At 58.5% G+C, this 15,887-nt stretch carries 22 protein-coding genes; 16 read left to right on the forward strand and 6 right to left on the reverse strand.

Features of this window, described 5'->3' with window-relative positions; all coding sequences use genetic code 11:
* Nucleotides 1–15 precede the first annotated feature (15 nt).
* Nucleotides 16–519 carry a hypothetical protein gene (locus ACOTTU_RS13525; protein ID WP_425658744.1) on the reverse strand — a complete coding sequence of 168 codons (504 nt, stop codon included), beginning with the start codon at nucleotides 517–519 and terminating at the stop codon, nucleotides 16–18.
* A 177-nt stretch (nucleotides 520–696) separates the two neighbouring features.
* On the opposite strand from ACOTTU_RS13525, the gene ACOTTU_RS13530 reads away from it, so the two are divergent.
* From ACOTTU_RS13530 to ACOTTU_RS13595, 14 genes are all read left to right on the forward strand, one after another.
* Nucleotides 697–1,041: a MarR family winged helix-turn-helix transcriptional regulator gene (locus tag ACOTTU_RS13530; RefSeq protein WP_425658746.1), complete on the forward strand. Its 345-nt coding sequence runs from the start codon at nucleotides 697–699 to the stop codon at nucleotides 1,039–1,041.
* Nucleotides 1,042–1,314: 273 nt separating this feature from the next.
* Nucleotides 1,315–2,187, forward strand: a complete 873-nt coding sequence (locus ACOTTU_RS13535; protein WP_425658748.1) for a DMT family transporter — start codon at nucleotides 1,315–1,317, stop codon at nucleotides 2,185–2,187.
* Nucleotides 2,188–2,451: 264 nt separating this feature from the next.
* Nucleotides 2,452–3,957 (forward strand): signal recognition particle protein, encoded by a 1,506-nt coding sequence (gene ffh / locus ACOTTU_RS13540; RefSeq protein ID WP_425658750.1) that lies wholly within the window; start codon nucleotides 2,452–2,454, stop codon nucleotides 3,955–3,957.
* Nucleotides 3,954–4,493, forward strand: coding sequence for a GNAT family N-acetyltransferase (locus tag ACOTTU_RS13545; protein ID WP_425658752.1), 540 nt, complete (start codon nucleotides 3,954–3,956; stop codon nucleotides 4,491–4,493). Before ffh ends, ACOTTU_RS13545 begins: the two co-directional genes overlap by 4 nt.
* Nucleotides 4,490–4,825: an NIPSNAP family protein gene (locus ACOTTU_RS13550; RefSeq protein ID WP_298920427.1), complete on the forward strand. Its 336-nt coding sequence runs from the start codon at nucleotides 4,490–4,492 to the stop codon at nucleotides 4,823–4,825. The genes ACOTTU_RS13545 and ACOTTU_RS13550 overlap by 4 nt, the downstream gene beginning before the upstream one ends.
* Nucleotides 4,826–4,829: 4 nt before the next feature.
* Nucleotides 4,830–5,411 carry a GNAT family N-acetyltransferase gene (locus tag ACOTTU_RS13555; RefSeq protein WP_425658754.1) on the forward strand — a complete coding sequence of 194 codons (582 nt, stop codon included), beginning with the start codon at nucleotides 4,830–4,832 and terminating at the stop codon, nucleotides 5,409–5,411.
* On the forward strand, nucleotides 5,402–5,935 hold the full coding sequence (locus ACOTTU_RS13560) for a GNAT family N-acetyltransferase (protein WP_425658756.1): 534 nt from the start codon (nucleotides 5,402–5,404) through the stop codon (nucleotides 5,933–5,935). Before ACOTTU_RS13555 ends, ACOTTU_RS13560 begins: the two co-directional genes overlap by 10 nt.
* Nucleotides 5,932–6,534, forward strand: a complete 603-nt coding sequence (locus tag ACOTTU_RS13565) for a GNAT family N-acetyltransferase (protein WP_298920420.1) — start codon at nucleotides 5,932–5,934, stop codon at nucleotides 6,532–6,534. Before ACOTTU_RS13560 ends, ACOTTU_RS13565 begins: the two co-directional genes overlap by 4 nt.
* Before the next feature lie 102 nt (nucleotides 6,535–6,636).
* Nucleotides 6,637–6,933 carry a chorismate mutase gene (locus ACOTTU_RS13570; protein ID WP_298920418.1) on the forward strand — a complete coding sequence of 99 codons (297 nt, stop codon included), beginning with the start codon at nucleotides 6,637–6,639 and terminating at the stop codon, nucleotides 6,931–6,933.
* A gap of 48 nt (nucleotides 6,934–6,981) precedes the next feature.
* Nucleotides 6,982–7,344, forward strand: coding sequence for a 30S ribosomal protein S16 (rpsP, locus tag ACOTTU_RS13575; protein ID WP_298920416.1), 363 nt, complete (start codon nucleotides 6,982–6,984; stop codon nucleotides 7,342–7,344).
* 89 nt (nucleotides 7,345–7,433) lie between these two features.
* Complete coding sequence (locus ACOTTU_RS13580) at nucleotides 7,434–7,574, forward strand: hypothetical protein (RefSeq protein ID WP_425658759.1); 141 nt, start codon at nucleotides 7,434–7,436, stop codon at nucleotides 7,572–7,574.
* Nucleotides 7,571–8,077: a ribosome maturation factor RimM gene (gene rimM, locus ACOTTU_RS13585; protein ID WP_425658761.1), complete on the forward strand. Its 507-nt coding sequence runs from the start codon at nucleotides 7,571–7,573 to the stop codon at nucleotides 8,075–8,077. The genes ACOTTU_RS13580 and rimM overlap by 4 nt, the downstream gene beginning before the upstream one ends.
* Before the next feature lies 1 nt (nucleotide 8,078).
* Nucleotides 8,079–8,870, forward strand: a complete 792-nt coding sequence (trmD, locus tag ACOTTU_RS13590) for a tRNA (guanosine(37)-N1)-methyltransferase TrmD (protein ID WP_425658762.1) — start codon at nucleotides 8,079–8,081, stop codon at nucleotides 8,868–8,870.
* Between the two features lie 120 nt (nucleotides 8,871–8,990).
* Nucleotides 8,991–9,293, forward strand: a complete 303-nt coding sequence (locus ACOTTU_RS13595; RefSeq protein WP_298920410.1) for a hypothetical protein — start codon at nucleotides 8,991–8,993, stop codon at nucleotides 9,291–9,293.
* Between the two features lie 182 nt (nucleotides 9,294–9,475).
* On the opposite strand, the gene ACOTTU_RS13600 is transcribed toward ACOTTU_RS13595, so the two are convergent.
* Entirely contained in the window at nucleotides 9,476–10,108 is a 633-nt protein-coding gene (locus tag ACOTTU_RS13600; protein ID WP_425658764.1) for a VPLPA-CTERM sorting domain-containing protein, read from the reverse strand.
* A 386-nt stretch (nucleotides 10,109–10,494) separates the two neighbouring features.
* Between ACOTTU_RS13600 and rplS the strand changes: the two genes are divergently transcribed.
* Complete coding sequence (gene rplS, locus ACOTTU_RS13605; protein ID WP_219504655.1) at nucleotides 10,495–10,878, forward strand: 50S ribosomal protein L19; 384 nt, start codon at nucleotides 10,495–10,497, stop codon at nucleotides 10,876–10,878.
* Nucleotides 10,879–10,889: 11 nt separating this feature from the next.
* A complete protein-coding gene (gene rpmE / locus ACOTTU_RS13610; RefSeq protein WP_219504657.1) occupies nucleotides 10,890–11,111 on the forward strand; it encodes a 50S ribosomal protein L31 in 222 nt (73 codons plus the stop codon).
* Nucleotides 11,112–11,210: 99 nt separating this feature from the next.
* On the opposite strand, the gene ACOTTU_RS13615 is transcribed toward rpmE, so the two are convergent.
* The 4 genes from ACOTTU_RS13615 to ACOTTU_RS13630 all read right to left on the reverse strand — a co-directional run bounded on the left by ACOTTU_RS13615 (nucleotide 11,211) and on the right by ACOTTU_RS13630 (nucleotide 15,848).
* Nucleotides 11,211–12,203, reverse strand: a complete 993-nt coding sequence (locus ACOTTU_RS13615; RefSeq protein ID WP_425658767.1) for a LacI family DNA-binding transcriptional regulator — start codon at nucleotides 12,201–12,203, stop codon at nucleotides 11,211–11,213.
* Between the two features lie 51 nt (nucleotides 12,204–12,254).
* Nucleotides 12,255–13,199, reverse strand: a complete 945-nt coding sequence (gene rbsK / locus ACOTTU_RS13620) for a ribokinase (protein ID WP_425658769.1) — start codon at nucleotides 13,197–13,199, stop codon at nucleotides 12,255–12,257.
* A gap of 112 nt (nucleotides 13,200–13,311) precedes the next feature.
* The gene (locus ACOTTU_RS13625) at nucleotides 13,312–14,310 is read right to left on the reverse strand and encodes an ABC transporter permease (RefSeq protein ID WP_425658771.1); all 999 of its coding nucleotides are present in this window, start codon (nucleotides 14,308–14,310) and stop codon (nucleotides 13,312–13,314) included.
* Nucleotides 14,307–15,848 carry a sugar ABC transporter ATP-binding protein gene (locus ACOTTU_RS13630; RefSeq protein WP_425658773.1) on the reverse strand — a complete coding sequence of 514 codons (1,542 nt, stop codon included), beginning with the start codon at nucleotides 15,846–15,848 and terminating at the stop codon, nucleotides 14,307–14,309. Before ACOTTU_RS13630 ends, ACOTTU_RS13625 begins: the two co-directional genes overlap by 4 nt.
* Between the last annotated feature and the right edge of the window lie 39 nt (nucleotides 15,849–15,887).

Genomic DNA, 15,887 nt, shown 5'->3' on the forward strand with positions numbered 1-15,887 from the left:
TATCCTCTTTCTGAATTACAGGGTGATGTCGTAATGCTTCCGCCATGCCGAGTGATGGTCGAAATCGGTATCTTGCGACCAGGCCAGAAGCAGATGCGTCGCCATTTTTGGCGCAAGAGACAGCCTTGGCTGGTCAGGGAAGGTCAGCGGATAGGCAAACCGCAGCTGTGATCCACCCGGGGTATGCACAACCTCGGCCCTCGTCACAGCGCGGGACAAGCCAAGCTTTTCCACGGGGTCATGTCCCGGAACGATCGCAATGTGCTCTTCGACAAGCAGGGTATCATCCGCACGTGCCGCAATGACAAAACGGGTACCCTTCAGGGTTCTTTCGGCGTTAAAGCCGACCGCGAGCCAACCGCACGTGGGCGCGTGAAACGTGCAGACCAAACGATCTCTGGTGTGGCGCCAGTCAAAGGATACGTCACGCTCGGTGATCTGCCCCGCCGCCCCTGACATCTCAGGCCATGACCAGAGGGGCAGTGCACAAATCGACTTTAACAACGTTCGTTTCAGCATTAGGTTACCTGTGATTCGTCAAGTAGATTGACGGTATTTGGAGGAGATAATATTGTCAAGAAACTTGACTAAATTGAGATCACAGTGGCCAAAATAGACAAACCCGAATTATTGGATCACGTCGGATGGCGACTGTTCCAAGCGTACAAACATTGGAAAATGCTCTTCACTGAAAAGATGGTTCAGCGTGGCTGTCCCTGGGTCGCGGAGGCACGCGGCGCACTGATGCAGCACATAGGCCCCGGCGGGGTCTCTCAAAACGCGATTGTAGAAAAGAGCGGCCTGACCAAACAAGCGGTGCAGCAACATCTGGACGGTCTTGTCAAAGACGGGATTATCGAACGTCTTCCCGATCCCAAGGATGCGCGCAAGAAACGGGTGAGACTGACGCATAAAGGTGTCGAAAGCCAGCACATTGCCAATGAGGTCAAAAAAGAAATCGAGCAGAATTTCCTGACGCGGCTGGGGGAGCAGAAGTTCCTGACCATGAAAGAAGCGCTTACCGAGATTGGGGAAAACTGACATTTATGTCGCGTCGGTGACTGGCAGTTTTACTCTGCGTCTTGCCGGTCCGCCCCCCCGCACCGACGGGAACGTGCACCGCTGGCACCTGATGAGGCGGGTCAATGCCGCAACTGCGGCTATATTCTGCCCGAGGGTCCGCGGAGGGTGGCGCCATGCCCGCCCGGCAATCGCGTAAGAACCCGAAGGAATGCGCGTCGAAAGACTGCTGACACGCTTTGGCAGCAGCCCTCCGCTATTGGATGAAGAAAGCCAGCCAAAGGAAACAAAACGATGAGCCGCACGGTGACCAACCACGGACGCGGGACCCTGCTGGTGGTGCTGTCGGCGGTTGTCTTCAGCCTTTCGGGCGTGTTGACAAAACTGATCGAAGCCGATGGCTGGACCATCGTGTGCTGGCGCGGGTTGATCGGCGGCATGGCCGTTGTTCTCTATGTCGAGCTTGGGCGCGGCAGCCTGCCCAGACACCAGGCCTTTCGACTCGGGCCGAGAGGCTGGTTGCTGGCCACCATCGGCAGTCTCGCCAGCGTTGCTTTCATCTACGCTTTCAAGCTGACCTATGTGGGCAATGTCGCGGTGATCTATGCGACTGCCCCATTCTTTGCGGCGGCACTCGGCTGGTGCGTCCTGCATGAACGGGCGAAGGGACGCACGCTCGTGGCTGGCGCGCTCTCGCTCGCAGGTGTCATGATCATCGTGTCGGACGGGCTTGGCGCAGGCAAGATGGCGGGCGATCTGCTGGCCGTCGCCATGACCATCGGGAACGCGATCTATATCGTGTTGATACGCAAATTCAGCGATGTGCCGGTCGTCTGGGCAGGCGGGGCGTCAGCATTGCAGCTTTTTGGCATTGGAGCATTCATGGGACATCCTCTGGACGTCTCATTTCAGGACGCGGCATTGCTGTCGCTCTTCGGAATTGCATTTGCGGCTGCGGTAATCCTTTGGACCGAAGGCACCAAGCTCATTCCCTCGGCCCAGTCTGCCCTTCTTGGAACGGCGGAAATCCCCTGCGCCATATTTCTGGCCTGGCTCATCGTCAGCGAGCTTCCACCGGCAACGGCGCTGATGGGTGGTGCTGTCATCATGGCCACGGTCCTCTGGCACGCGCTGATTGACCGTCTCGAAGGCACCCAAGAGGGATAGGGCACCGGGTCGAGACTGCTCCCTGAGCACCGCAAGCGCGGCCCCCTGCGCCGTCTTGACAGGCCGCGCGCGCAGGCGTAAACGGCCCCCATATCCGGAAGCTTTGATCTTCCGGTCCCGGCTCTGTCGGGATCGCCCTCCGTCAGCGCGTCGCGCCCACGGGGGCGCTTTTCGTTTCGGTTCCGGCCGGGGCGTTTGTGCATTCACCGCGGGTTGCCTACATCAGGCCTATCCCGCAACCGACATCGAAGGGGGCTCTGGCCCATGTTTGAAAATCTCTCTGAACGCCTCTCCGGCGTCTTTGACCGGCTCACCAAACAGGGCGCGCTCTCCGAAGAGGACGTGAAGACAGCCCTGCGCGAAGTCCGTGTGGCGCTGCTGGAGGCGGATGTCTCCCTGCCCGTGGCCCGCGATTTCGTCAAGGCCGTGCAGGAAAAAGCCACCGGGCAGGCGGTCACCAAATCCATCACCCCCGGCCAGCAAGTCGTCAAGATCGTGCATGACGCGCTCATCGACGTGCTGACCGGTGAGGGCGAACCCGGTGCGCTAAAGATCGATAACCCGCCCGCGCCCATTCTGATGGTCGGCCTGCAGGGCTCGGGTAAAACCACCACCACCGCGAAACTCGCCAAACGTCTGAAAGACCGTGACGGCAAGCGCGTGCTGATGGCGTCTTTGGACGTGAACCGCCCCGCCGCGATGGAACAGCTTGCCATTCTCGGCACCCAGATCGGCGTGGACACCCTGCCGATCGTCAAGGGCGAAGACCCGGTTGCCATTGCCAAACGCGCCAAAACCCAGGCCGGACTGGGCGGCTATGACGTCTATATGCTGGACACCGCGGGCCGGTTGCACATCGACGCGGAACTGATCGCGCAGGCCGCCGCCGTGCGCGACGTCGCCAACCCGCGCGAAACCCTGCTGGTGGTCGATGGTCTGACCGGTCAGGACGCGGTCAATGTGGCCACCGAATTTGACGACAAGATCGGTGTGTCGGGTGTTGTGCTGACCCGGATGGATGGCGATGGACGCGGCGGGGCGGCGCTCAGCATGCGCGCGGTCACCGGCAAGCCGATCAAATATGTGGGTCTTGGCGAAAAGATGGACGCCATCGAGACCTTTGAGCCCGAGCGCATCGCGGGCCGCATTCTGGGCATGGGCGACATCGTCGCACTGGTGGAAAAAGCGCAGGAAACGCTGGAGCTCGAACAATCCGAGCGCATGATGAAGCGTATGGCCAAAGGTCAGTTCAACATGAACGACCTCAAGATGCAGCTTGAACAGATGATCAAGATGGGCGGCATGCAGGGCATGATGGGCATGATGCCGGGCATGGGCAAGATGGCCAAGCAGGTCGAGAATGCCGGTTTTGACGACAAGGTCCTGAAACACCAAATCGCCCTGATCCAATCCATGACCAAAAAGGAACGCGCCAATCCGCAGATCCTGCAGGCCAGCCGCAAGAAACGCATCGCCAAGGGCGCGGGGATGGAAGTCTCCGAATTGAACAAGCTTCTGAAAATGCAGCGCCAGATGGGCGACATGATGAAGAAGATGGGCAAAATGGGCAAAGGCGGCATGCTCAAACAAGCCATGAAGGGCATGATGGGCAAGGGTGGAATGCCCGGCATGGACCCAAGCCAGATGGACCCCAAACAGCTTGAAGCCGCCGCCAAGGCCATGGGCGGCAAACTGCCCGGCGGTCTGGGTGGCATGGGCGGTGGCATGCCCCTGCCCCCGGGCCTCTCAGGGTTTGGCAAGAAGAAATGAGCCCCGCAGAGGATCATACCCTCATCCGCATTCCGACCCTGCGGACGGAACGGTTTGTGATGCGCGCCCCGCGCATGTCCGATCTGGATGCCTATGCAGCCTTTCGCGGCTCTGAACGCAGCAAAGGTGTCGGCGGGCCCTATAACCGCGAGCAATCCCATGACAACCTCTGCGGCATCATCGGACACTGGCATCTGGAAGGTTATGGCCGCTGGATGGTCACCGACACTGACGACACACCGCTGGGTGTGGTCGGCCTGATGAACACGCCGTTCTGGCCGGAACCGGAAATCGCCTGGTCGGTCTTTGGCGACGCCGAAGGAAAAGGCGTGGCTTTCGAGGCCGCGCAGGCCGCCCGCACCTACGCCTATGACGTGTTGGGATGGACAACCGCGATCGGCTGCGTTCTGGCCGACAACACCCGCAGCCACGCGCTGGCGACACGCATGGGTGCCGCCCGTGACGGCAGCTTCACCCACGAAGAGCTGGGCGAGCTTTTCATCTACCGTCATCCATCACCGGAGGCCGCAGCATGATCACATGTTTTCTGAAATACGAAATTGATCCCGCAAAAGTGGCGGATTTCGAGATTTACGCCAAAGCGTGGATACACAACATCAACCGGATGGGCGGCACCCATCACGGCTACTGGCTGCCTTCTGAGGGTCCGTCGGACCTGGCATGGTGCGCGTTCAGCTTCCCGTCGCTTGCCGCCTATGAGGCATATCGCACCGAGATGGCGACCGACCCGGCCTGCATCGCGACCTATGCGCATGCGGAACGTACCAAATGCATCCGCCGCTATGACCGCCATTTCACCCGCCCCGTTCTGGACGGGACCAGCCCGGCTGACCTGGGGCTGATGTAGCATCATGACCGTGCTTGCCTGCGAGACCCCTTCTGTCGGCCCTGCCGCCGCTCTGGCGGCACAGTTCCAGTCGCTGGTGCCAGTGCTGGAAACCGACCGGCTGCGCCTGCGCGCACCGCATATCGGTGAATTTGAACATTACGCCGAAATCACTGTCGGGACCCGGGGCCAGTACATTCTCGAAGAGCAGACCCGCGAGGCGGCATGGTATGATTTCACCCAGATGATCGCCGGGTGGACCCTGCGTGGCCATGGGCTCTGGACGATCGAACGAAAATCAGACGGCACGGCGCTGGGGTTTGTGTTGCTGGGGTTTGAACCCGGCGACCCCGAACCGGAGCTTGGCTTCATGATGCGCGCCAGTGCAGAGGGACAGGGCTACGCCCATGAGGCCGCCGTGGCTGCGCGTGACTACGGGTTTTCGGTGCTGGAATTGCCAACGCTGATCAGCACCATTGACCCCGCCAACGCGCGTTCGCAGCGCCTGGCCGAACGTCTGGGAGCGGTCCGTGACGGCCATGTCGAAGCAACCCTGCCCGAGGATGTTCTCGTCTATCGCCACCCGGCGCCTGAGGGATGGGTATGACGCTGGATTTCCCGACCCTGCAGACCGACCGTCTGATCCTGCGCGGCCCGAAACCTTCGGACGTTGATGCCTTCATGGATTTTTACGCCTCCGGGCGGTCGCAATATACCGGCGGGCCAATGACGCCCCGTCAGGCGTGGAACTTCTTTGGCACCGAGATCGGCCATTGGGTGATGCGCGGTTTTGGCATGTTCGTGGTGACTGCCCGGGGGTCTGACGATCCCTTGGGGATCGTTGGTCACTGGTATCCCCATGGCTGGCCGGAAAAGGAAGTGGGCTGGGTGCTGTTTGACGCCGCCTCCGAAGGACAGGGCATTGCGCGTGAAGCGGCAGAGGCCTGTATTGATCATGCCTGGAACGTGCTCGGTTGGGAGACCATCGTCAGTTACATCGACAAGGGAAATGACGCCTCTGTGCGTCTGGCCGAACGACTCGGCTGCATATTGGACGCAGAAGCTGATATACCGAACCCGGAAAAAGAGGTCTTTGTCTACCGCCACCCGCACCCGGGGGTGGCCGCATGACTGCCCTGATCCCGACACTCGAAACCACGCGCCTGAGCCTGCGCGGCCCGGAGCCCGAGGACTACCCGGATTTCAAGGCGACCTTCACCAGTTATCGCGCCCGTTTCATGGGGGGTCCGCTGAACGCCTATGAAGCCTGGATGCTCTATGCGGCCGAAATCGGGCATTGGCAGATCCGCGGCTATGGCATGTGGATGATCCATGACAGGCAGACGGATGAGACCTACGGCATGGCCGGTGGCTGGAAACCTGCCAAATGGCCTGAGGCGGAGATCGCCTGGGTGATCTGGCCGGACAAGAACGGCAAAGGCTATGCGCTGGAAGCGACCCATGCGGTCCGCAAGCATCTCTACACCGAAAAGGGTTGGGAAACGGCCGTCAGCTACATCGACCCCAAGAACCTCGACAGCATCCGGCTGGCCGAGCGGCTGGGCGCCAAAAAGGACCCGCAGGCGGCGACGATCGACGGCAATGACGCGGTCTACCGTCACCCCTCAGCCGCAGCGCTGGAGGGCACCCAACTGGCGCATGGGATCGACATGGAGATCAGCCACTACGCCGATCCGCTCTTCAAACCGAAAGGATGGGCCCTTGACTGACCTGACCCCCTCGCGGCCGTTGCAGCACATTTGCGGTGCACGCCCTGTGCACGGGCTGTGCACAGATGTCATACACCCGATTTGCGGGCATGGAGGGCGCTCATGACCGATGCCGTGACCCGTGCCGCCGCGCTGCTCAAGGAACACCGCGCGTCCATTGACCGCCTTGACGCGATCCTCGTCTACACGCTGGGCGAGCGGTTCAAACACACTCAGGCCGTGGGGAAACTCAAGGCTGAACACGACCTTCCCCCGTCCGATCCCGCGCGCGAAGCAGCACAGATCGAACGGCTCGAAGATTTGGCGGACCGGGCCGATCTCGATCCCGAATTCGCCAAGAAGTTTCTCAACTTCATCATCGCTGAAGTCATTCAGCATCATCACCAACACCAGAAATAACGGTGGCCTGAAACCCACCTTACGAACGCAAAAAAAAGGAAATACACCATGGCTATGAAAATTCGTCTCGCCCGCGGCGGCTCCAAGAAACGCCCTTTCTATCGCATCGTTGCAGCCGACAGCCGCATGCCACGCGATGGCCGTTTCATCGAGAAACTGGGCACCTATAACCCGCTGCTGCCAAAAGACAGCGAAGAGCGCGTGAAAATGGATGTTGAGCGCATTCAGCACTGGCTGGGTCAGGGCGCACAGCCTACCGACCGTGTGGCACGCATGCTGGAAGCCGCTGGTTTGAAAGACAAAACCGAGCGCAGCAACCCCAACAAGGGCACACCCGGCAAGAAAGCACAGGAACGCGCCGAAGAGAAAGCCGCCAAGGCCGCAGCCCCTGCTGAAGAAAGCGCGGAATAATCCGTCTTTGCGATTTGCTGCCATAGCGGCAGCAAAGATGGCGCTGCCTCTAAGATGAGGCAGCGCTTTTTCATAACAAGGCAGGACATATGTTCCGACCCATCCGCACGTTGAGCCTGATCTTCATTGCCTTTCTGGCCGGATTGCTTTTTGAGCGCAGCCGGGTATCAGATGTTTGTGTTGCTGCCGGTGGGACCATGCTGGCGGGGCTCTGCAGGGGAGCACAATGAGCGAAAACAAGATTTGTGTAGGGGCGATCGGCGGCGCGTATGGCGTGCGCGGCGAAGTGCGCCTCAAAAGCTTCTGCGCCGTGGCCGAAGATATCGAAACCTATACCCCCCTGACCGATGAAGCCGGAACACAGCATTTTCACTTGGCCATTCTGCACGGCATCAAGAACGGCTTTGCCGCCCGCATCGCGGAGGTCTCCAGCAAGGAAGAGGCAGATGCTCTCAAAGGCACACAGCTTTTTGCCTCCCGCGACCAGTTGCCTTCCCTGCCCGATGACGAATACTACCACGCCGACCTCATGGGCCTGGACGTGTTCGACACAGGCGGTGCATTGCTTGGAACCGTGAAGCTGGTGCAGGATCACGGCGCCGGTGATCTTCTGGAAGTGCAGCGCCCCGGCTCCTCCGACACGGTGCTGCTGCCATTTACCCTGGCGGCTGTGCCAACGGTTGATCTTGCGTCGGGCCGCATCATCGCTGATCCGCCCGAAGGATTGTTCTAAGGTGGCGGAAAAGCCCAAAAGCCACGGTCGCAAGAGCATCCAGCCTCGGCTGACGCCGCAGTCATTGATGGGCACGGAAGAAACTCTGGCAGGCGTCTGGCAAGCGCGGATCATCACTCTTTTTCCCGACGCCTTCCCCGGCGTGCTCGGTTTTTCGTTGACCGGCAAGGCCCTGAAGGAAGGGGCGTGGCAATTGCACACACATGATCTGCGCGGATTTGGCATCGGCAAGCATCGGAATGTCGACGATACACCCGCAGGTGGTGGCGCTGGCATGGTCATGCGGGCAGATGTCGTCGGCCCCGCGATTGAAGCTGCCCAGCAACACGCGAAAGGCCACTGGCCAATCCTCTACATGTCCCCAAGAGGACGCCCTTTCGATCAGGCAATGGCCCGCGATCTGGCGCGCTGTGATGGGGTGACCGTCCTGTGCGGTCGCTTTGAGGGGGTCGATGAACGCGTTTTACAGCACTATAACGTCACGGAGGTTTCACTGGGGGACTTCGTGATGACCGGTGGTGAGTTGGCCGCCCAAGCCATGATCGATGCCACCGTGCGTCTCTTGCCGGGCGTGCTGGGCAATGCCGACAGCACCGTTGATGAGAGCCATTCAAATGGCCTGCTGGAGCATCCTCAATATACCCGGCCCGCGACATGGGAGGGCCGCGATATTCCTGATGTTCTGATGTCTGGCAATCACGGTGAAATCGCCAAGTGGCGACGTCAGCAATCCGAAACTCTGACCAAAACCCGGCGTCCCGACCTGTGGAAGAAAACCCACGAAGACATGTGACAGCTTGCGCCCGCTTGGGAGGCGCAGCCTTACAATTGCCCCAAACTCCGATCAATTCGACTAAGTTTCGTCAAAATTTGCACCGACACTCCAGAGAATGGAAATCTGGGGAGATATTAAATGCTGCGCCTGTTCAACACGATAAACGCGTCAAAATACGAACAACAACTCTCGATGCCGACCAAGAAATTCTCACGGTTCGAGCCGCGTCATGTGCGCGATCCGATTGCCGAAGAATGTGTCGCACCGCCGCAGCCGCAACAACGTGCATCAATACCGGTCGCCGCCTATCGCCCGGTATCGCTGGCCAACAAAAAGCCGAGACCGGTTTTTGATGAAGCCGCCCATTTACATTCCGACGCGCGCGTCTCCATTGCCGTTTTACGTCGCGCGCTTCCCCAACGATTTGCGGGCATGACCTGAAGGCTGCCGCAGTTTGCGGGATCACTTATTCAGATTCGCAGGTTCGTTCGGGAAGGTTGCAGGGGCGCAGCACATCGGACAGGCGCGCATCCCCTTCCCGGGCCATATCCTGCCCAAATACCAATCGAACAAAAAAAGGGCGGTCCAAAAGACCGCCCCTTCGCTTTGAGTTCTCTCAATTTTCAGCTCTTGTTTTTACGACGCCGCATCACGCCGAAACCTGCAAAGGCTGCTGCCAGAAGTGGCAAGGATGCCGGGACTGGAACCGGAGAGATGAGATCGCCGGTAACGACCAGATTATCGATCAAGAAGCCTTCGTTGCTATTGCCCACGTCCGACCAGAACATCAGGTTGAACATGCTGTTGTCGGCCCCTGGACTGATGGACACGGACTCAGAAAACGTGTTGGTTCCACCGCTATCGCCCTGAAACACTTCCGTCCAGGCGCCTTGATTTGAAAGCGACGGTCTCGGATCCAGAGCCCAGACCAGAAAGAGATCATCATTGTTCTCATTCGGCTCCAGAGATTGCCAGTCAAAAGACACGGTGATGTTTGTATATCCAGTGGCATCAATCACCGCACTGGCAGCTGCGGCATCGGGATTTCCCGGTAGAAAATCGCGCAGCCTTAGCCGATTATTTAGTATCCTTACATCGTTGTTTTCATCTTCCAACTCGGTCCAGCCATTACCGACGCTATTGCTGTTGGCCCGGTTGAAATCATCCTCGAAAATGACCGAGGCCGCGCTCGCAGCACCGGCCAACAGCCCATTAGCGACGGCAAAAGCCGCCAAAGACTTCACTAATTTATTCATGTAAATCATACCCCTGACTTGTTATGTTTCGTACCCTTCGAAGCAATCCGTTCTCGAATTCTATTTTTAATGGTCGATTTCGAATTGCCGAATGCGTGCAGATTATCAGATAATAGCTGATGTCGGCAACGTGAATCGGCAAAATGAGGCGAATAACTGGCCCTTTGGCGTGTCAGAAGGCTTGAACTGCATGGAATTTGCCCCTAAACCCCCACTGTTCGGAATCGCTGTCGCGGCTCCGGGTCGTTTTGCTTTGCAAGGCGTTGAAACAAGGAATGATGTTTGTACTCTCCCGGCGGGCGCTGCGGCCGACCCGAAAGAACCCGGAGCTCTGAAACGCGCAATACTTCGTGGGGAAAACCACGGGCATCATAGGAGACGATCAGATGGATCTGATTGCAGAAATCGAAGCGGAACAAATCGCCGCTCTGGGGAAAGACATTCCCGACTTCCGCGCAGGCGACACCGTCCGCGTAGGCTTTAAAGTGACCGAAGGCACACGCACCCGTGTGCAGAACTACGAAGGCGTGTGCATTGCGCGCAACAACGGCAAGGGTATCGCCGGCTCCTTCACGGTTCGCAAGATTTCCTTTGGCGAAGGCGTGGAGCGTGTGTTCCCGCTGCATTCGACAAACATCGACAGCATCACAGTTGTCCGTCGTGGCCGTGTGCGCCGCGCGAAACTCTACTATCTGCGCAGCCGTCGCGGTAAATCCGCACGGATCGCCGAGAACACTCATTACAAGCCCAAATCGGGCGCGAGCGCATAAGGACCTGATCGATGAAAGCCGATACACATCCCGAATATCACATCATCGACGTCAAGATGACCGATGGAACCATCGTGCAGATGAAATCCACATGGGGTAAGGAAGGCGACCAGCTGTCGCTCGACATCGACCCTTCTGTGCACCCTGCATGGACTGGCGGTTCGTCCCGTCTGATGGACACAGGCGGTCGCGTCTCGAAGTTCAAAAACAAATATGCAGGACTGGGCTTCTAAAGCTCTCTCTCACTGCGAAAACGGAATGGGCCGCACCTTTGGGAGCGGCCCTTTTGCTTGCGATTTCGCCAGCCGAAAATCAGCCTTGAGTGATGCGTGTCACCGCGGTGCAGCAGCCGTTGATCCACGAATGATCAACTCACCCTCGACCAACGCATCCGTCAGCGCAACGTCCGCATCCTGCAAAATTTGCGTCACAGCCTCCGCTGCAAGCGCCATGGTGGGTTGGGCCAGTGTCGTCAGGCGCGGCACCACCAAGGATGCCAACGTGATATCGTCATAACCAGTGACGGAAAGCTCCTCCGGCACGGAAATCTCCATGTCACGGGCCGCACGCAGAACACCAATTGCCATCTGGTCGCTCGCCGCCGCGATTGCGGTCGGGCGGGTATGCTTCGGTCCTGTCAGAAGGTCACGGGCATGCTGCTCACCGCTTTCGTAGTCAAACTGCCCCTCCCTGGTTACCAGTGACAAAGATGCATCCTGTTTTTGATGCCACTCAAATTGCGTCTTGAAGCCCCGCAACCGCTGGCGACCTACTTCCGTGTTTTGCGGGCCTGAGAGGTAGGCAAGCCGACGATGACCCAAATTAACCAGGTGCGAGGCAACCTTTGACGCGCCGATCACATGGTTTGTGCTGATCAATGGGCAGGCGTGAAAACGTCGATCCACAGAGAGAACCCGAACTTTTGCATCATCCAGAGCCGCACTGGAATCATTCGAGGCCACAACAATCAACCCGCGCGGAGACTGCTCCAACAGTGCCGCGATCTGTCGCTGCTCGGTGTGCGGGTCTTCATGCGAATTTGTCAGCATGACCAGATGCCCGCGTTTTGCCGCTTCGGTTTCAATCCCAAGCGCCAGCTGGGCAAAGAACGGGTTGGTGATGTCCGGAACCACTAGCCCGATCGTATTGATCTTGTTTGTCCGCAGGGCGCGCGCAGCCATGTTCGGCCGGTAGTTCAGTTCCGTGACCGCCTGCATTACCCGAGCGCGCAGGACGGGTTTCACCGTTTGGTCGTTGGACAAAACCTTTGAGACGGTACCGACGGATACCCCCGCTTCACGCGCGACATCTTTGACGGTCGACATCTGTTCTACCTTAGCATTTACGTTCCCCTGCTGCGCAGTTTGAAACCATAATCAGCCGATTTCCAAGGCCTTGGCATGATTTGCCACGTTGAATTCCCGTAATTCATCCCCGGATGGCATCGCATCGGCCGCGCCGCGACGGGTCGTGGCGAGTGCGGCTGCATCCACAGCAAAGGAAATGGCCTCTTCCACGCAAGCGCCCCGTGACAGGAAAGTTGCAAAGGCTCCGTTGAAACAATCGCCTGCCGCAACCGTATCAATTGCAGGCACGTTAGGGGCGACGACATGACCGCTGCAAGACCCTATGCTCCACCCGACACCGCTGGCCCCCATTGTAACGATTGCGCCGCGCGGTCCCATGGTTCTGAGGCGCGCTGCCGCGTGCTCCGCCGCCTGCAATGTCTTGGGCAGTGCGCCTAGCATAAGATGGGCCTCATGGGCGTTCGGCGTGATAATGTCGAACTCGGACAACACTTCCGCGTTCCAGAAGGGCACCGGGGCCGGGGCCGGATCCATGATGACGGTCAGACCATTCGCCCGAGCCACACGGGCTGCCGCCAAAGACGCCTCAAGCGGCACTTCGTTTTGAATAAGCAGAACCTTCGCGTCCGTCACATCTGCTGCGCAATCATGGACGTTGGCCGCGGTCAGACACTTGTTTGCGCCCTCCGATAGTCGAATGATGTTGCCACCATCGGGCCCCACGTCGATGAAGGCCATGCCGCTGGTCTTGTCGCTTTTCTCACGCAGCGAGAGTTGGACATCTGCCGCGCGCAGGCGGTTTGCAACGTCGCGGCCCAGTTCGTCTGATCCGATGGCACCGATCATCCTGACCGAAGCCCCTAAACGCGCCGCAGCGATCGCCTGATTGGCGCCCTTGCCCCCCAGGCAAATCTTTGTCTCCTGAGCGGCAACTGTCTCTCCAACGACAGGCCAGCGATCCAGATAGCTGACCATATCCACGTTAATGCTTCCAACGACAACAACGTCTGTCATGAAGATACCTCGGTGATTGGTTTCAACTTGAGGCCCGAGCCGGACCGCATGTGATGCTCCGCAAGACCCGTGATCCCGCCGCAAGGGGTTGCGAGGATCAGCGAAGGCGGCCTCATGACGCGGAATACTTCGCTCGGTAATGGTCGAGGATGACGGCGACCACGATCACAACACCAGTAATCATCTGCCGCATGAAATCGCTCAGTCCAATCAGAATAAGCCCGTTTGCAAGAACGCCAATTATGAAAGCGCCCAGAAGCGTTCCGATCACGGAGCCACGCCCGCCGCTCAGGCTGGTCCCTCCGATAATCACCGCGGCAATGGCGTTCAGCTCAAAACCGATACCGGCAATCGGGGAGGCAATGTTCAGTCGCGCCATGTAGATGATGGCGGCGATTCCAGCTGTGAACCCACAGATCGAAAACGCCGCGACCTTGTACCAGAAAACGGGGTGCCCGGCGAGGCGTACAGCCTCCTCGTTGTTTCCAATCCCGTAGATAAGGCGGCCAAAAACGGTGCGATTGAGGATGAACCAGGCAATCACAACCAGCGCCAATGCCACAATGAAAACGACCGGAACACCGTAGACCAGCAAGGATCCGAATTCTTCGAAGGCAAAGGGAAAGGAGTAGATGGTTTGCGCCCCGGAAATCTGTAGCGCGGCCCCACGGGCGATGTTGAGCATGCCTAACGTGATGATAAAGGACGGCAACGACCAATAGGCGCTGACGACCCCATTCAGAACACCACATATCGTGCCTGCCACCACCCCGGCCAGAACCGCGAGGATAATCAGCTCAGTGGGACCCAGGCCCGGCAGTGTGATGGCTTTGCCAGCAACAACAGCGGCGAAAGCCATAACCGACCCGACGGACAGGTCAATGCCACCGATAAGGATCACGAATGTCATCCCCACCGCCAGGATCAGGTTGATCGTAATCTGGGTCAGAATGTTGGTGATGTTGTTGGCAGACAGAAAATGCTCACTGGCGACCGAAAAGAATGCGATCATCACAAGCAAGGCCAATCCGATGCCTGCGTTGTTGACAATGGAACGGATCGACACGGTTTTTCTCCTCGGTGTGAATGAAACTTCCTCAGCGATGCTCATGCCGTTTTCCTTTCTGAGTTGATCTCCTGCCCATATGCGAGCTGAAGAATCCGTTCTTGCGAGAATTCGGACCGGTCGAGCACGCCTTGAATTTGATGCCCGGCCATCACCAAAATGCGATCGGTCAAGGCAGTGAGTTCAGGCAGTTCTGACGAGACGACAATCATGGATATCCCCTGCGCTGCCAGTCCGCGCAGGATGCTGTAGATTTCAGCCTTTGCGCCGACATCGACGCCGCGCGTCGGCTCGTCCAGCAGCAGAATGCTCGGATTTCCCGCAAGCCATTTGGCCAGAACCACTTTTTGTTGATTGCCGCCGGACAGGCTGGACACCGGGTCAGACAATTTGCCGTACTTGAGCTTCAGCCGTGCACCACCTTGCGTGGCCATGGCACGTTCTGCGGTAAAATCTACCAAACCCCGGCGCGAAACCGATCCGATATCGACCAAAGAACTGTTTGCCGCAATCGGCATTTCGAGGATCAGGCCCTCGTCCTTGCGATCCTCGGTGACGAAACCGATGCCGGCAGCAATTGCGTCTCTTGGTTGACGAATGGTCAAAGGCGCGCCGTCTTTCAGAACCCGGCCAGACAACATCGGGTCGGCGCCAAATATGGCTCTCAGGACCTCGGTGCGACCAGCGCCAACCAGCCCGGCTATGCCCAGAATTTCTCCTTTTCGCAGCTCAAAACTGATCCCATCGGTCGCCGGGTTGGCCGTCGTTTGCAAACCTTCAACTGCGAGCGCAACCTCGCCGGAGTGCGCTGGGGCAGCGGCGTCAGATGCCGTCTCTTCAAGCGCGTGCCCGACCATGAAACGCACCACGTCGGGAGGTGTGACATCTGCAATATTTTCGGTCGTTATGGTTTTGCCATTTCGGAAAACTGTCACGCGATCACAAATACCGAAAACCTCGTTAAGATGATGCGACACAAAGACGACGGTGACCCCTTTAGCCTTGATCCCGCTGACGATGTCGAAAAGACGCGCTGTCTCGCGCTCTGTAAGCGTGGCCGTAGGTTCATCCAGGATCAGAATGCGGCTGTCACTTTGCAAGGCGCGGGCAATTTCGATCAATTGACGATGCGCGATGCCCAGCGACCTGACCGGCGCGGTGACATCCACGTCGTTGAGGCCGATCGCATCCAGGGCCGTTCGGGCCCGGCGGTTCATTTCCTTGCGGTCCAGCAGGCCGAACCTCGTTTTCGGCAGAGCTTCGATGGAGATGTTCTCCGCCACGCTCAAGTCACCCAAAAGGTTGAATTCCTGATGCACGACCTGAATTCCGGCGACTTTTGCGGCATGGGGGGAGGTGGGCCGGTAACCATCACCATCCATTCTGATCTCGCCGGCCTCAAACATGTGAACACCGGACAGGACCTTGATCAATGTCGATTTTCCTGCACCATTTTCTCCGACCAAGGCATGCACCTCTCCTGACGTCAGGGCAAAACTCACGCCATCGAGCGCATGGATGCCTCCAAATGATTTACGCAAATCGGTTACCGACAGCAGTGGGGAACTCGCCAGGTTTGGCATGATCTCGCCTCTATCTCTTTGGGTTGACAAACAGACGCC

The organism is Roseobacter sp. EG26 (assembly GCF_049830555.1).
GTDB lineage: Bacteria > Pseudomonadota > Alphaproteobacteria > Rhodobacterales > Rhodobacteraceae > Roseobacter.

Excerpts from the sequence above, each read along its gene's own strand:
- ACOTTU_RS13525 (WP_425658744.1), bottom strand. The coding sequence starts at position 519 with ATGCTGAAACGAACGTTGTTAAAGTCGATTTGTGCACTGCCCCTCTGG.
- ACOTTU_RS13530 (WP_425658746.1), top strand. The coding sequence starts at position 697 with ATGGTTCAGCGTGGCTGTCCCTGGGTCGCGGAGGCACGCGGCGCACTG.
- ACOTTU_RS13535 (WP_425658748.1), top strand. The coding sequence starts at position 1,315 with ATGAGCCGCACGGTGACCAACCACGGACGCGGGACCCTGCTGGTGGTG.
- ffh (WP_425658750.1), top strand. The coding sequence starts at position 2,452 with ATGTTTGAAAATCTCTCTGAACGCCTCTCCGGCGTCTTTGACCGGCTC.
- ACOTTU_RS13545 (WP_425658752.1), top strand. The coding sequence starts at position 3,954 with ATGAGCCCCGCAGAGGATCATACCCTCATCCGCATTCCGACCCTGCGG.
- ACOTTU_RS13550 (WP_298920427.1), top strand. The coding sequence starts at position 4,490 with ATGATCACATGTTTTCTGAAATACGAAATTGATCCCGCAAAAGTGGCG.
- ACOTTU_RS13555 (WP_425658754.1), top strand. The coding sequence starts at position 4,830 with ATGACCGTGCTTGCCTGCGAGACCCCTTCTGTCGGCCCTGCCGCCGCT.
- ACOTTU_RS13560 (WP_425658756.1), top strand. The coding sequence starts at position 5,402 with ATGGGTATGACGCTGGATTTCCCGACCCTGCAGACCGACCGTCTGATC.
- ACOTTU_RS13565 (WP_298920420.1), top strand. The coding sequence starts at position 5,932 with ATGACTGCCCTGATCCCGACACTCGAAACCACGCGCCTGAGCCTGCGC.
- ACOTTU_RS13570 (WP_298920418.1), top strand. The coding sequence starts at position 6,637 with ATGACCGATGCCGTGACCCGTGCCGCCGCGCTGCTCAAGGAACACCGC.
- rpsP (WP_298920416.1), top strand. The coding sequence starts at position 6,982 with ATGGCTATGAAAATTCGTCTCGCCCGCGGCGGCTCCAAGAAACGCCCT.
- ACOTTU_RS13580 (WP_425658759.1), top strand. The coding sequence starts at position 7,434 with ATGTTCCGACCCATCCGCACGTTGAGCCTGATCTTCATTGCCTTTCTG.
- rimM (WP_425658761.1), top strand. The coding sequence starts at position 7,571 with ATGAGCGAAAACAAGATTTGTGTAGGGGCGATCGGCGGCGCGTATGGC.
- ACOTTU_RS13595 (WP_298920410.1), top strand. The coding sequence starts at position 8,991 with ATGCTGCGCCTGTTCAACACGATAAACGCGTCAAAATACGAACAACAA.
- ACOTTU_RS13600 (WP_425658764.1), bottom strand. The coding sequence starts at position 10,108 with ATGAATAAATTAGTGAAGTCTTTGGCGGCTTTTGCCGTCGCTAATGGG.
- rplS (WP_219504655.1), top strand. The coding sequence starts at position 10,495 with ATGGATCTGATTGCAGAAATCGAAGCGGAACAAATCGCCGCTCTGGGG.
- rpmE (WP_219504657.1), top strand. The coding sequence starts at position 10,890 with ATGAAAGCCGATACACATCCCGAATATCACATCATCGACGTCAAGATG.
- ACOTTU_RS13615 (WP_425658767.1), bottom strand. The coding sequence starts at position 12,203 with ATGTCGACCGTCAAAGATGTCGCGCGTGAAGCGGGGGTATCCGTCGGT.
- rbsK (WP_425658769.1), bottom strand. The coding sequence starts at position 13,199 with ATGACAGACGTTGTTGTCGTTGGAAGCATTAACGTGGATATGGTCAGC.
- ACOTTU_RS13625 (WP_425658771.1), bottom strand. The coding sequence starts at position 14,310 with ATGAGCATCGCTGAGGAAGTTTCATTCACACCGAGGAGAAAAACCGTG.
- ACOTTU_RS13630 (WP_425658773.1), bottom strand. The coding sequence starts at position 15,848 with ATGCCAAACCTGGCGAGTTCCCCACTGCTGTCGGTAACCGATTTGCGT.